Annotated in this window: 10 protein-coding genes; 5 read left to right on the forward strand and 5 right to left on the reverse strand. The window is 73.8% G+C overall.

Translation table 11 applies throughout. The features are described 5' to 3' along the window. Positions 1–96 precede the first annotated feature (96 nt). Positions 97–912 carry a class I SAM-dependent methyltransferase gene (locus ACZ7MY_RS28250; protein ID WP_499606267.1) on the reverse strand — a complete coding sequence of 272 codons (816 nt, stop codon included), beginning with the start codon at positions 910–912 and terminating at the stop codon, positions 97–99. A 73-nt stretch (positions 913–985) separates the two neighbouring features. Beyond that, complete coding sequence (locus tag ACZ7MY_RS28255) at positions 986–1,777, reverse strand: MBL fold metallo-hydrolase (RefSeq protein ID WP_499606038.1); 792 nt, start codon at positions 1,775–1,777, stop codon at positions 986–988. A gap of 76 nt (positions 1,778–1,853) precedes the next feature. Between ACZ7MY_RS28255 and ACZ7MY_RS28260 the strand changes: the two genes are divergently transcribed. The 4 genes from ACZ7MY_RS28260 (at position 1,854) to ACZ7MY_RS28275 (ending at position 8,455) form a co-directional block, all read left to right on the forward strand. Further along, the gene (locus ACZ7MY_RS28260) at positions 1,854–2,456 is read left to right on the forward strand and encodes a CGNR zinc finger domain-containing protein (protein ID WP_499606039.1); all 603 of its coding nucleotides are present in this window, start codon (positions 1,854–1,856) and stop codon (positions 2,454–2,456) included. A gap of 111 nt (positions 2,457–2,567) precedes the next feature. Continuing rightward, positions 2,568–5,084 (forward strand): aminopeptidase N, encoded by a 2,517-nt coding sequence (gene pepN, locus ACZ7MY_RS28265; protein ID WP_499606041.1) that lies wholly within the window; start codon positions 2,568–2,570, stop codon positions 5,082–5,084. A gap of 555 nt (positions 5,085–5,639) precedes the next feature. Then, a complete protein-coding gene (locus ACZ7MY_RS28270) occupies positions 5,640–7,025 on the forward strand; it encodes a pyridoxal phosphate-dependent decarboxylase family protein (protein ID WP_499606043.1) in 1,386 nt (461 codons plus the stop codon). Next, complete coding sequence (locus ACZ7MY_RS28275) at positions 7,022–8,455, forward strand: lysine N(6)-hydroxylase/L-ornithine N(5)-oxygenase family protein (protein ID WP_499606045.1); 1,434 nt, start codon at positions 7,022–7,024, stop codon at positions 8,453–8,455. Before ACZ7MY_RS28270 ends, ACZ7MY_RS28275 begins: the two co-directional genes overlap by 4 nt. Here ACZ7MY_RS28275 and ACZ7MY_RS28280 read toward each other — a convergent pair. Genes ACZ7MY_RS28280 through ACZ7MY_RS28290 form a run of 3 tightly spaced genes read right to left on the reverse strand, consistent with a single transcriptional unit; the run spans position 8,397 to position 11,814 of the window. Then, complete coding sequence (locus ACZ7MY_RS28280; RefSeq protein WP_499606046.1) at positions 8,397–9,155, reverse strand: succinate dehydrogenase/fumarate reductase iron-sulfur subunit; 759 nt, start codon at positions 9,153–9,155, stop codon at positions 8,397–8,399. The genes ACZ7MY_RS28275 and ACZ7MY_RS28280 overlap by 59 nt on opposite strands. Then, positions 9,152–11,086, reverse strand: a complete 1,935-nt coding sequence (locus ACZ7MY_RS28285; protein ID WP_499606048.1) for a fumarate reductase/succinate dehydrogenase flavoprotein subunit — start codon at positions 11,084–11,086, stop codon at positions 9,152–9,154. Before ACZ7MY_RS28285 ends, ACZ7MY_RS28280 begins: the two co-directional genes overlap by 4 nt. 2 nt (positions 11,087–11,088) lie before the next feature. Next, the gene (locus tag ACZ7MY_RS28290) at positions 11,089–11,814 is read right to left on the reverse strand and encodes a succinate dehydrogenase cytochrome b subunit (protein ID WP_499606049.1); all 726 of its coding nucleotides are present in this window, start codon (positions 11,812–11,814) and stop codon (positions 11,089–11,091) included. A 91-nt stretch (positions 11,815–11,905) separates the two neighbouring features. On the opposite strand from ACZ7MY_RS28290, the gene ACZ7MY_RS28295 reads away from it, so the two are divergent. Then, positions 11,906–12,793, forward strand: a complete 888-nt coding sequence (locus ACZ7MY_RS28295; protein ID WP_499606051.1) for a LysR family transcriptional regulator — start codon at positions 11,906–11,908, stop codon at positions 12,791–12,793. Positions 12,794–12,850 lie beyond the last annotated feature (57 nt).

Raw genomic sequence — 12,850 nt, forward strand, 5'->3', positions numbered from 1 at the left:
CTCCGTGTGGTGCAGTCCTAGACAGCTCCACCACACCGGAGGTCTTCGCCTTGATCAAGCCCCCGCAGGTGTCAACAACGCTCGTGATCAATACACCTAGCAGCGGACTGCCGAGATCAGTCCGCCGGGCCGTTCCTCGTGTTGCGGCGGGGTGGTGACCGGGCGGCCGTAGGCGGCGGCGCGCTCGCGCAGGGTGTGGCCGGCGGCCGCCCAGCCGTGCCGGGCCAGCCAGCCGACCGGGTCGTCGGGCATCTCCGAGACCCACAGGGACGCCGCCGATCCCGGCGCGGCGTCCGCGCCGAAGCGCTCGATCACACCGCGCGAGCCCAACGTCAGCCCCATCCGGCTGCCCGGCGCCGACAGCGCGCCGATCCGGGCGAGCAGCAACTCCACCGCGTCCTCGGGCAGATAGATCAGCAGCCCCTCGGCGATCCACACGGTCGGCGCGGAGGGGTCGTGCCCCGCGGCGACCAGCGCGCCCGGCCAGTCGTCACGCAGATCCACCGGGACGGTGATCCGCTCGCAGCGCGCGACGGCCCGCTCCCGGCGCAGCACCGAGGCCTTGAAGTCCAGTGGGTCGGCGGTGTCGACCTCGAACAGCCGGGTGCCCTCCGGCCAGTCCATCCGGAATGCGCGGCTGTCCATGCCGGCGCCGAGCAGCACGACCTGCCGGACCCCGGAGGCGGAGGCCTCCCGCAACAGGTCGTCGAGGAACTTCGTCCTGATGACGATGGAGAACGACACGGCCAGCCGGCGGCGTCGCGCTGCCTCGTCGTCGGGCAGCGGCGGCGAGGAGGGCCACAGGCCGCCGGCGGCGGCGAAGGCCCGTGCCAGTGGGTCGCGGAACAGCGCGTTCTCCCGCTCGGTCTCCAGCGCCCGCACCCTGGCCACGCTCACCGCCGTGGCCCACACTCCCGACGGCCGCGACGGCCGTTGCTCATCAGTCACCGTGCCAGCCTAGGACGGCACGACCCGGGCGCCGGGGTCAGTCCCGCCGGCCCCAGTCGAGGCGGTCGGCCAGACCGGCGGCGGTGAAGGCGGCGGCCAGTTCGTCGCGGCCCTCGGTGAAGTGGGCCCAGCTGTCGTAGTGGACGGGGACCACGCGGCGGGCGGCGAGGAGTCCGGCGGCCTCGGCGGCCTGGGCGCTGTCCAGGACGATCAGCTGGTTGTCGAAGAGTTCGGGGAAGCGGGGGGCGCCGGCGAAGAGGAGGGCGGTGTCGACGGGGGCGTAGCGCTCCGCGATCTCCTTGACCGCGTCGAGGGAGGCGTTGTCGCCGCTGACGTAGACGGTCGGCAGGCCCTCTCCGGTCAGGACGAAGCCGACGACCTGGCCGGTGACCGGCTCGACCTTCTCGCGCGGGCCGGGGCCGTGGACGGCGGGGACGGCCGTCACGGTGACCGTTCCGCCGCCGGGGCGGTCCAGCTCGACGGACTCCCAGTCGGCCAGGCCCTCGGCCCGCTCCTTCAGGCGCTGCCCGCCACCGGGGGTGGTGAGGGTGAGCGGGACCTCGGCGAGCAGGGCCCGGCCCGAGGCGTCGAGGTTGTCGGGGTGCTCGTCGTGCGAGAGCAGGACCACGTCGACCGGGCCGAGGTCGGCGGGGGCCCCGCTGGAGGCGGCGGTCTTGGTCAGGAACCGGCCGCCGCCACGGGGGTAGTCGCCCGGGGAGTCGAAGGTCGGGTCGGTGAGGAAGCGCAGGCCGCCGTACTCGAAGAGGGCGGTCGGACCGCCGAGGACGCGTACGGGGAACGAGCCGGTCGCCGCGGGAAGGGAAGACATGGTGCACCTCACGGATAGGCGGTTTCTAACCGTGACAAGACGGTAGTCGCCTCTCACGGATCAAGCAAGCCGTACCATGAGGAGCGTGAAGGAGCCCTTGATCGGACAACTCGGCCTGCCGCCCGCACAGGGCGAGGAGGAGCACCTGGCCCTCGCCCTCGCCAACAGCGCGGTCGCGCTGACGGGCGGGCACACGGTCGACCTCCTGGGCTCTCCCGCGCAGGCGAACCACTGGCTCGCGGAACGCGGCCTCGCACCGGTCGAGGCCGGCATGCGGGAGATGTGCGCGGCGCAACTGCGCTCGCTGCGCGAACAGATCAGGTCGCTGTTCGCCGCCCGGGCCGAAGGCCTGCCGGCCCTCCCCGCCGCGGTCAGGGCCGTCAACGACGCCATGACCCGCATCCCCACCGCCCCGTTGCTGCAGTGGGACGACGAGACCGGTCCCTACCGCGCCACCCCGCACCCCACCACCGCCGTCGTGGACCACGCCCTGGCCGTCCTCGCCGCCGACGCCTCGGACCTGCTCACCGGCCCCGAAGCGGCCCGCCTCACCGCCTGTGGCTCCCCTCCCTGCAACCGCTACCTGCTCCGCCACGGCCGCCGCCAGTGGTGTTCCACCCGCTGCGGCGACCGCGCCCGCGCCGCCCGCGCCTACGCCCGCCGCACCGCCTCGCCGTGACGCCCGCGCCCCCCGGCGACGGCCCCCGCCGAAGGCGCGCCCGCCGTCCTGGCCCACGGGCCGCGGGGGACCCCCGTGCGCCGCGGGCCGGGCATGGGGCAGCATGACGGCATGCCTGCTCTCACGCGTGCCGAGGCCGAGACCCGCGCCCGGCAGATCGCCGTCCAGCACTACGCCGTCGACCTGGACCTCACCCGCGGCGACGAGGTGTTCGGATCGACCACCGTCATCCGCTTCACCGCCCTCGCCGACGGCGTCGACACCTTCGTCGAGCTGAAGCCCGCCGCGCTGCACGGCGCCGTCCTGGACGGACGGCCGCTGGACGCCGCGACCCTGGGCGACGACCGGCTGCCGCTCACCGGTCTCACGGCCGGACCGCACGAACTGCGGGTCGAGGCGGACATGCGGTACTCCCGCACCGGTGAGGGCATGCACCGCTTCACCGACCCCGCCGACGGCGAGACCTACCTCTACACCCAGCTCTTCCTGGACGACGTGCAGCGCGTCATCGCCGCCTTCGACCAGCCCGACCTCAAGGCCGTCTTCGACGTCACCGTGACCGCGCCCCCCGCGTGGACCGTCCTCGGCAACGGAGTCGCCGAGCGCACCGGGGAGGCCGAGGGCCGCTGGCGCGTCGCGGCGACCCCGCCGATCAGCACCTACCTGCTCGCCGTCGCCGCCGGGCCCTGGCACTCGGTGCGCACCGAGCACGCGGGCCTGCCCTTCGGACTGCACTGCCGCCGCTCCCTCGCCCCGTACCTGGACGCCGACGTCGAGGAGCTCTTCGACATCACCCGGCGCTGCTTCGACCGCTACCACGAGCTGTTCGAGGAGCCGTACCCCTTCGACTCCTACGACCAGGCCTTCGTCCCCGAGTTCAACGCGGGCGCCATGGAGAACCCCGGCCTGGTCACCTTCCGCGACGAGATGGTCTTCCGCTCCGCCGTCACCGACACCGAGCGGCAGACCCGCGGCATGGTCGTCGCCCACGAGATGGCCCACATGTGGTTCGGCGACCTCGTCACCCTGCGCTGGTGGGACGACATCTGGCTCAACGAGTCCTTCGCCGAGTACATGGGCTACCAGGTGCTCTCCGAGGCCACCCGGTTCACCGGCACCTGGACGGACTTCGCCGTCGCCCGCAAGGGCTGGGGCTACGACGCCGACCAGCGCCCCTCCACCCACCCCGTCGCCCCCGCCCCGGAGGCCGTCCCCGACACCGCCTCGGCCCTGCTCAACTTCGACGGCATCTCCTACGCCAAGGGCGCCTCCGCGCTGCGCCAGCTCGTCACCTGGCTCGGCCGCAAGGACTTCCTCGCCGGCATCAACGAGCACATCGCGCGGCACCGCTTCGGCAACGCCGCCCTCGCCGACTTCATCGACTCCCTCGCCGGCGCCACCGACCGCGACGTCCACGCCTGGGCCGACCGCTGGCTGCGCACCACCGGCGTCGACACGCTCACCCCCGTCCCCGAGGGCGTCGACGGCGGCTGGCGGCTGGACGTCACGCACCAGGGCGGCCGCCCGCACCGCATCTCCGTCGCCGCGTACGACCGCGACGGCTCCGGCACCGAAACCGACCCGGAGCGACTGGTGCTGCGCGAGCGCTTCGAGACCGACGTCCCCGCGGACGGCGAGACGCCCGGCACGCGTCCCGGCCCCCGCCCCGACCTGGTGCTCCTCAACGACCAGGACCTGACGTACGCCAAGATCCGCTTCGACGCGCGGTCCTGGGACACCCTGGTCGCAGCGCTGCGCGGCCTGCCGGACCCGCTCAGCCGCGCCCTGGTCTGGAACGCCGCCCGCGACCTCGTGCGGGACGGCGAACTCCCGCCCGCCGCCTACCTCGACGTGGCCCGTGCCCACCTGCCGTACGAGACCGACATCGCCGTCGTCCAGGGCGTGCTGGGCTTCGCCCGCGGGCAGATCGCCGACCGCTACCTCCCCGCCGCCGAACGCCCCGCCGCGCTCGCCACGCTGGAGGCGCTCACCCGCGACCTGCTCACCCGCGACGACCCCGGGCTGCGGCTGGCGGCGACCCGCGAGCTCATCGCCGCCACCGCCGACCCCGGCGCCCTGCGCGGCTGGCTCACCGACGGCGCCCTGCCCGGCGGGCCCGCGCTCGACCCCGAACTGCGCTGGCAGATCCTCACCCGGCTCAGCGTGCTGGGCGCGGCCTCCGCGCAGGACATCGCGGCCGAACTGGACGCCGACCCCAGCGCCACCGGCCAGGAGGGCGCCGCCCGCTGCCGGGCCGCGCTGCCCGACCCGGAGGCGAAGCGGGAGGCCTGGGCCCGGATGTTCGACGGCGACACCCTGTCCAACTACCTCTTCACCGCGACCGCCCAGGGCTTCTGGCAGCCCGAACAGCTCGACCTGGTCCGGGAGTACGTGCCCCGCTTCTTCCCCGCCGCCGTGGCGGTCGCCGCCCGCCGCGGCCCCGCGCTCGCGGAGGCCGCGGGCCGCTGGGCCTTCCCCGTCCCCGTCGTCGACACCGCCGTGCTCGACCTCGGCGAGGAGTGCCTCCGCACCGGCGACCCCGCCCCCACCCCCGCACTGCGCCGCCGCCTCGCCGACCAGCTCGACGACCTGCGCCGCGCCCTCCGCGTCCGCGGGGGTTCCGCGTAGCGGGCGGCTGCGCCGGGCTGCCCGGGTGGTTGTGTGCGGTGCGTTGTCGTGTGCGGCTTTGTTGCGCCTGCGGCGGGCATCCCCCGCCCTCCCGCCCGATTGCCCGGCGCGGTCAGTGACCGCCTCGCTGCGTACGTTGTGGGTCGGTGCCGCGCCGGGGTACCTCCTCGGCGCTCGCGGCGCTGCCCCACGTCATCCGGCGCCGCGTGCTCCGCGTGCTCCGCTCGTCGCCTGCGGGGGCACGCGGAGCACGCGGCGCCGAACGATGTGGGGGTAAACCGCGAGCGCTGAGGACGTGCGCCGGCGCGGCCCCGACCCAGGCACACGATGCGCAGGCCCGCACCGACTGCGCCGGGCAATCGGGCGGGCGGCGGGGAAACCCCCAACCGCAACGACAACGGCGCCGCACACGACAACTGGGTGAACGCCCCCGCGGGTGCGCCGGGGCGGCGACCGTTGGGGGCGCGGGGGCAACACCCGGGGCGGGGGAGCGTCGTTACGCAGGTCGCCCAGCGCGTACGCGCCGGTGATCCGCGACAACGGAGGCGCCGACCCATGCCACCCCCTCTCGCCGGCGGAAGTGAAGGGCCGGACCGGCTGCGCCCGTTGCTGGAGGTCGTGCTCGACGCCCTCGCCGCGGGGGCGGCCGTGCGCAAGGGGCCGCTTCCCGCGGGCGGCCCGGGGGCGGTCGCCCGCCGCGTGCGGGAGGTGCTGGGTCAGGCCCTCCCGGAGGACGGCACCGGGGCGGCGGAGGCGCTGCGCGCGCTGGTCGGGGCCGTCGCCGAGGGCGCGGCCGATCCGGCGGACCCGTTGTGCGCCGCCCATCTGCACTGCCCGCCCTTGGGCGCGGCCGTGGCGGCGGACCTCGCCGCGAGCGCCCTCAACCCCTCGATGGACTCCTGGGACCAGGCCCCCGCGGCGACCGCGCTGGAGGCGGAGGTCACCCGCGCCCTGGCCCGGCTCGTCCACCCGGCCGCGGCCGCACCGGACGCGCTCATCACGACCGGCGGCACGGAGTCCAACCAGCTCGCGCTGCTGCTGGCCCGGGAGGGCGCCCCGGGCGTGCGGGTCGTCGCCGGGGCCAACGGGCACCACAGCGTGCCCCGCGCCGCCTGGCTGCTCGGGATGCCGGCCCCCGTCGTCGTGGAGACCCCCGGCGGGGTGCTCGACCCGGAGCGGGTACGGGAGGCGCTCGCCGCGGGCGTCGGCCCGGCCCTGCTGGTCGTGACCGCGGGCACCACGGACTCCGGCGACATCGACCCGCTCCCCGAACTCGCCCGCGCCGCCCGGGAGTACGGCGCGCGCCTGCACGTCGACGCCGCGTACGGCGGGTCACTGCTGTTCAGCGACCGCGAGGCGGCCAGGCTCTCCGGGCTGCGGGAGGCCGACACCGTCACCCTCGACCTGCACAAGCTCGGCTGGCAGCCCGTGGCCGCCGGGGTGCTCGCGGTGCGCGAGGCCGCGCTGCTGCGCCCCCTGGACCACCGCGCGGACTACCTGAACGCCGCCGACGACACCGAGGCCGGCTTCCCCGACCTGCTCGGCCGCTCCCTGCGCACCTCCCGCCGCCCCGACGTGCTGAAGATCGCGGTCACGCTGCGCGCCCTGGGCCGCCGCGGCCTGGGCGGGCTCGTCGAGGCGGTCGTCGACCGGGCCCGGCACCTCGCGGACCTGGTGGACCGGCACCCCGCGCTGACCCTGCGCGCCCGCCCGGCCGTCAGCACCGTGCTCTTCCGTCCCACCGGCGCCGGTGACGAGGAGGTCGCCGCGATCCGCCGCCGACTGATGCTCGACGGCCGGGCCGTCCTCGGCCGGGCCCGCGCCGACGGGCGGCTCTGGCTCAAGGCCACCCTGCTCAACCCGACGACCACACCCACCGACCTCGAGGCACTGCTCACGCTCGTATGCGCGACCCACCAGGAAGGCAGCACCCCCCGATGACCGCGAACGACGACCACGACCCCCACCGGGACCAGCCCTTCGACCTGCTCGGCATCGGCGTCGGCCCGTGCAACCTGTCCCTGGCCGCCCTCGCCGACGGCGTCCCGTACCTCAGCGCCGCCTTCTACGAGCAGGAGCGCTCCTTCCGCTGGCACCCGGGGCTGCTGCTCGACGACGCCACCCTCCAGGTGCCGTTCCTCGCCGACCTGGTGAGTCTGGTCGACCCCACGAGCCGGTGGAGCTACCTGAACTACCTCAGGACCCGCGAGCGGCTCTTCCCCTTCTACTTCGCCGAGCGCTTCCACACGCACCGCGCCGAGTACGACGCCTACTGCCGCTGGGTCGCCGAGTCGCTGCCCGGCATCTGCTTCGGCCACCAGGTCGACACCGTCCGCTGGAACCCCGGGCGGGCCGTCTTCGAGGTCGACCACACCCGGCTCGACGCCGACGGCCAGGCCGAGTCCCTCGGCCGCACCTACGCCCGCAACCTGGTGCTCGGCGTCGGCAGCGCGCCGTACGTGCCGGAGCCCCTGCGGCCGCTGACCGAGTCGCCCGCCGTCCCCGTCGTGCACTCGGCGCACTACCTGGAGCACCGGGACCGCCTGCTGGCCGCCGAGCACGTCACCGTCGTCGGCTCCGGTCAGTCGGGCGCCGAGGTCTTCCTGGACCTGCTGCGGGCCCGGCCCGCCGGGCGCGAACGGCTGACGTGGATCGCCCGCAGCCCCGCCTTCGCCCCCATGGAGTACAGCAAGCTCGGCCTGGAGCAGTTCACCCCCGACTACACGCGCTTCTTCCACGGGCTGTCCGAGCCCGTCCGCGACAACCTCCTGCCCCGCCAGTGGCAGCTGCACCGGGCCATCGACCACGGCACGATCGGCGCCGTCCACGACGAGCTGTACCGCCGCACCCTCGGCGGCGGCTGGCCGGACGCCGTCCTCACCCCGGGCGTGACGGTCCGCACCGCCGGCCGGATGGGCATGGGAGCCGTCGAACTCCACCTGGAGCACGAGCAGCAGGGCACCCGCAGCCGGCTGGTCACCAACGCGGTCGTCCTGGCCACCGGCTACCGGGAGCGCTCCCTCGACGCGCTGCTCGCCCCGATCGACCCGTACGTCCGCCGTGACGCCTCCGGCCGGCCCCGGATCGACGAGTGCCACCGGCTGGAGCTGGACCCGGTCGTCGCCGGCACCGGCGCGGCCGTCCACGTGCAGAACGCCGAGCGCCACACCCATGGTGTCGGGGCCCCCGACCTGGGGCTCGCCGCGTGGCGCTCGGCGGTCGTGCTCAACGCGGTGACCGGCAAGGAGCCCTACCCGCTGCCCTCCCGCACGGCCTTCACGACCTTCGGGCTCGGCGCGCCCGCCGAGCCGGTCAGCCCTTGGACCGCGACTTCTCCTTGCGCAAGGCCCGCAGGTACTCGCGGTTCATAGCGGCGATCGACGGCAGCGGGATGCCCTTGGGGCAGGCCGTCGCGCACTCCCCGGTGTTGGTGCAGCCGCCGAAGCCCTGGTCGTCCATGGCGGCGACCATGTCCAGCACCCGGGTCTCGCGCTCGGGCTGCCCCTGGGGCAGCACGTTGAGGTGGTTGACCTTGGCCGAGGTGAACAGCATCGCCGAGCCGTTGGGGCAGGCCGCCACGCACGCGCCGCAGCCGATGCACTCCGCGTGCTCGAAGGCGAAGTCGGCCGCCTCCTTCGGGACGGGCGTGGCGTGCGCCTCGGGCGCGCTGCCGGTCGGCACGCTGATGTAGCCGCCCGCCTGGATCACCCGGTCGAAGGCCGACCGGTCGACGACCAGGTCCTTGACCACCGGGAAGGCGGCGGCCCGCCACGGCTCGACGTCGATGGTGTCGCCGTCCTCGAAGTGCCGCATGTGCAGCTGGCAGGTGGTGGTCCGCTCCGGGCCGTGCGCCTGCCCGTTGATCACCATGCCGCAGGCGCCGCAGATGCCCTCGCGGCAGTCGTGGTCGAAGGCCACCGGCTCGTCGCCCGCGAGGATCAGCTCCTCGTTGAGGACGTCCAGCATCTCCAGGAACGACATGTCGGGACTGATGTCCTCGACGCGGTAGGTGACCATGGTGCCGTCGTCCTCGGAGGACGGCTGACGCCAGATGCGCAGGGTGAGGTTCACGCGTAGCTCCGCTGGGTGGGGTGTACGTACTCGAAGTCGAGGGCCTCCTTGTGGAGCACCGGGTCCTCGCCGGCGCCGGTGAACTCCCAGGCCGCGGCGTACGAGAAGGCCTCGTCGTCGCGCATCGCCTCGCCGTCCGGGGTCTGGCTCTCCTCGCGGAAGTGGCCGCCGCAGGACTCGGCGCGGTGCAGGGCGTCCAGGCACATCAGCTCGGCCAGCTCCAGGAAGTCGGCGATCCGGTTGGCCTTCTCCAGCGCCTGGTTCAGCTCGTCGCCGCTGCCGGGCACCTTCACCCGGCGCCAGAACTCCTCGCGCAGCTCCGGGATCCGCTCCAGCGCCTTGCGCAGCCCCGCCTCGTTGCGGGCCATGCCGCACTCGTCCCACAGCAGCTCGCCGAGCTCGCGGTGGAAGGAGTCGGGGGTGCGGTCGCCGTCCACGGCGAGCAGCAGGTTCAGCCGGTCCTCGACGTCGGCGACCGCCTCGGCGACCGCGGGGTGGTCCGCCGTCACGGTGTCGTGCGGCCCGCGCGCCAGGTAGTCGTTGATCGTGGCCGGGAGCACGAAGTAACCGTCGGCCAGGCCCTGCATCAGTGCGCTGGCGCCGAGGCGGTTGGCCCCGTGGTCGGAGAAGTTGGCCTCGCCGATGGCGAACAGGCCCGGGACGGTGGTCTGCAGGTCGTAGTCCACCCACAGGCCGCCCATCGTGTAGTGCACGGCGGGGTAGATCCGCATCGGCCGGGTGTACGGGTCCTCCGCGGTGATCCGCTCGTACATCTCGAAGAGGTTGCCGTACTTCTCCTCCACCTTGGCGCGGCCCATGCGGGCGATCGCGTCGGCGAAGTCCAGGTAGACGCCCTGGCCGCCGGGGCCGACGCCGCGGCCCTCGTCGCAGACGTTCTTCGCGGCGCGGGAGGCGATGTCGCGCGGCACCAGGTTGCCGAAGGAGGGGTAGATCCGCTCCAGGTAGTAGTCGCGCTCGTCCTCGGGGATCTCGTGCGGCGGGCGCGTGTCGCCCTCGGCCTTCGGCACCCAGATGCGGCCGTCGTTGCGCAGCGACTCGCTCATCAGCGTCAGTTTCGACTGGTGGTCGCCGGAGCGCGGGATGCAGGTGGGGTGGATCTGCGTGAAGCAGGGGTTGGCGAAGTACGCGCCCCGGCGGTGCGCCCGCCAGATGGCGGTCGCGTTGGATCCCTTGGCGTTGGTCGACAGGTAGAAGACGTTGCCGTAGCCGCCGCTCGCCAGCACCACGGCGTCACCCATGTGCACCGACACCTCGCCCGTCACCAGGTCGCGGGCGACGATGCCGCGGGCCCTGCCGTCCACCACGATCAGGTCGAGCATCTCGGTGCGCGGGTGCAGTTCCACGTTGCCCGCGTCGATCTGCCGGGAGAGCGCCTGGTAGGCGCCGAGCAGCAGCTGCTGGCCCGTCTGGCCACGCGCGTAGAAGGTGCGGGAGACCTGGACGCCGCCGAAGGAGCGGGTGTCCAGCAGGCCGCCGTACTCGCGGGCGAAGGGCACGCCCTGCGCCACGCACTGGTCGATGATCTGCACCGACACCTCGGCGAGGCGGTGCACATTGGACTCGCGGGCGCGGAAGTCGCCGCCCTTGACGGTGTCGTAGAACAGGCGGTGCACGCTGTCGCCGTCGTTGCGGTAGTTCTTCGCGGCGTTGATGCCGCCCTGGGCGGCGATGGAGTGCGCCCGGCGTGGTGAGTCCTGGTAGCAGAACTGCACGACGTGGTAGCCCTGTTCGGCCAGCGTGGCGCCCGCGGAGCCGCCGGCCAGGCCCGTGCCGACCACGATCACCGTGTGCTTGCGGCGGTTGGCCGGGTTGACCAGCTTCGCCTCGAACCTGCGGCGGTCCCAGCGCTCCGCGATCGGCACGTCCGGCGCCTTGGTGTCGGCGATCGGCTCGCCCAGTCGGTAATCCACGGTCAGTCCACCAATCCGGTCATCACGGAGACGGGTACGACGAGGAAGCCGGCGGTCAGCGCGGCCGCCAGCACGTTCGCCGTGATCTTCAGCGCGCGGTCGCGGCGCTTGTTCACCGCTCCCAGGGTCTGCGCGGCGCTCCAGAAGCCGTGCCTGATGTGCAGGCCGAGGGCGAGCATCGCGACGATGTAGACGAGGTCGACCCACCAGATCCGGAAGTCGGCCACGATGTTCTCGTAGGGGTGGTGCTCCTTGCCCAGCGGGTTCACGGTGAGCGTGGTGAGGTCCAGGATGTGCCAGACGATGTACAGGCCCAGGATCGCCCCGCCCCAGCGCATCGTCCGGGTCGCGTAGCTGGCCCGCTGCCGCTTGTGCTCGTACTTCGCGGGGCGCGCCTTGATGTCGCGCTTGCTGAGCTGGTAGGCGGCGACGCCGTGCAGCACCACCGCGACGACCAGGCCGGTGCGCTGGATGTACAGGTACCAGCTGTTGTGGAGGGCGGGCTCGCCGATGGTGCGCAGCCACGCCGCGTAGCCGTTGAACTCCTCCGGGCCGAAGAAGATCTTCAGGTTGCCCAGCATGTGCGCGACCAGGAACAGCAGCATGATCACGCCGGTCCCGGCCATGACCGCCTTCTTGCCCACGGTCGAGCCCCACAGTGCCCGTAGGAGCGACGGGCGGCGGTCGGTGCCCGTCGTCGCCCTCGTCCTCGTCGTCGCCAAAGCCATGCGCTCGACGCTAGGTCTGCCTGCTACGACAGGTCCAAGACATGTTCCGGCTCGTTTCGATAGGCCTCGCCTATCGCGTTATCGTGCGGACATGCAGCTGCAGCAGCTCGTGTACTTCCTGGCGGTCGCCGAGACCCTGCACTTCACCCGTGCCGCCGAGCGCGTCCACGTGGCGCAGCCCTCGCTGTCGCAGCAGATCAAGGCCCTGGAGCGGGAACTGGGCGCGGACCTGTTCAGCCGTGCCCGCGGCAACATCGCGCTGACCGACGCCGGGGAGGCCCTGCTGCCGCTGGCCCGCCGCATCATCGCCGACACCGAGACGGCCACCCAGGAGGTCCAGGAGCTGGTGCACCTGCGCCGCGGCCGGGTCCGCCTCGGCGCCACCCCCAGCCTCGCCACCGGCCTGCTGCCGGACGTGCTGCGCGACTTCCACGACCGCTACCCCGGCATCCGGCTGGTCGTCGAGGAGGGCGGCTCGCGCGACCTGGTGCGCGAGCTGGCCTCCGGCAGCCTCGACCTCGCGCTGATCGTGCTGCCGCTGCAGAGTCACGACCCCGCCCTGGACGCCACGCCGCTTCTCCACGAGGACCTGGTGGTGGTGACCGCCGCCGACGCGCCGCCGCCGTGCGCCGGTCCCGCCATCCGGGTCGCCGACCTCAGGGACAAGCCGCTGGTCATGTTCCGCAACGGCTACGACCTGCGGGAGCTCACCGTCACCGCGTGCCGGGCGGCCGGCTTCGAGCCGCGCTTCGCGATAGAGGGCGGCGAGATGGACGCGGTGCTGGGCTTCGTGGAAGCGGGACTGGGCCCCGCCGTCGTGCCCAGCATGGTGGCCGGACGCCGCCCCAGGCTGCGCACCACGCCCTTCGAGGCCCCCGGGCTGCAGCGCACGGTCGCCCTGGCGCACCGCAAGGACGCCGAACCCCCGCGCGCCGCCCGCGAACTGCGCCGCGTGCTCCTGGAACACGTACCGGCCTGAGGGCCGGGGGTGCCGGCGTCACCGCCCGGAGGGCGTGCGCGCCGTGCACACGCCCTC

It is taken from the genome of Streptomyces sp. NPDC111520 (assembly GCF_055635295.1).

Coding starts and splice junctions, on each gene's coding strand:
- ACZ7MY_RS28260 (WP_499606039.1), top strand. CDS start 1,854: ATGAGGAGCGTGAAGGAGCCCTTGATCGGACAACTCGGCCTGCCGCCC.
- ACZ7MY_RS28290 (WP_499606049.1), bottom strand. CDS start 11,814: ATGGCTTTGGCGACGACGAGGACGAGGGCGACGACGGGCACCGACCGC.
- pepN (WP_499606041.1), top strand. CDS start 2,568: ATGCCTGCTCTCACGCGTGCCGAGGCCGAGACCCGCGCCCGGCAGATC.
- ACZ7MY_RS28275 (WP_499606045.1), top strand. CDS start 7,022: ATGACCGCGAACGACGACCACGACCCCCACCGGGACCAGCCCTTCGAC.
- ACZ7MY_RS28270 (WP_499606043.1), top strand. CDS start 5,640: ATGCCACCCCCTCTCGCCGGCGGAAGTGAAGGGCCGGACCGGCTGCGC.
- ACZ7MY_RS28295 (WP_499606051.1), top strand. CDS start 11,906: ATGCAGCTGCAGCAGCTCGTGTACTTCCTGGCGGTCGCCGAGACCCTG.
- ACZ7MY_RS28255 (WP_499606038.1), bottom strand. CDS start 1,777: ATGTCTTCCCTTCCCGCGGCGACCGGCTCGTTCCCCGTACGCGTCCTC.